This is a genomic window from Corynebacterium sp. HMSC076D02 (genome assembly GCF_001813815.1).
GTDB classification, from domain to species: Bacteria; Actinomycetota; Actinomycetes; order Mycobacteriales; family Mycobacteriaceae; genus Corynebacterium; species Corynebacterium simulans.
Genome location: NZ_KV814058.1, coordinates 1 through 595, shown reverse-complemented (window position 1 = coordinate 595; position 595 = coordinate 1). Strand labels below are relative to the sequence as shown.

General features: G+C 56.0%; 1 pseudogene. It reads right to left on the bottom strand.

Annotation, left to right across the window (positions count from 1 at the left end):
- Positions 1 to 438 (bottom strand): annotated as a pseudogene (locus HMPREF2935_RS07790) (IS21 family transposase); the annotation flags it as partial.
- Positions 439 to 595: the final 157 nt, after the last annotated feature.

Sequence of the window (595 nt, the reverse complement as noted above, 5' to 3'; positions counted from 1 at the left end):
GCCGGCCCAATCGACATAGAGTTCCTGGCCTGGCTCGTGTTCGATAATCGAGGTCATTCCAGTGGTGCGGATGTGGGTGCGCAGGCGTTCGCAAAACTGGGAGTACTGATACTTCGACTCGCCTTCACCGACAGGTGCAGCAACGTAGTCCAGCCAGAGCTTGTGGCGGGTCAAGTGCTTGTTATTGGCTAGTCGCTTGGCGAGCTTTTCGAAGTCTGGCTGGTCGTAGCGCTTGCGACGGGCCCCGCGATGGTCGCTGAAGTGCTCGTCGAAGAATGATGGATCCAGCTGAGCAAACGACTCCTTGGTGATGCTCAGGTCCGCAATCAGTGTCTTGGTTTTGGCAATATCCCGGTTGGAACATCCCAACGCCGCAGAGATGGCAGCATAGCTTCCCCCGTCCAAACACATCGCCATGATGTCTTTGAAGTTGGCCATGAAAGGCCCCCCTTAAGGTCATGAAAGGTGATGACGCGCCGGCACAAGTTGTGCCAACGCCACCTATACAATGACCGAAAACAGAGAGCCCTACCATCTATCCGGAAAACCCCGACCAACTACGCGGATTGCCCCTACCAACTACGCCGAAACGGCA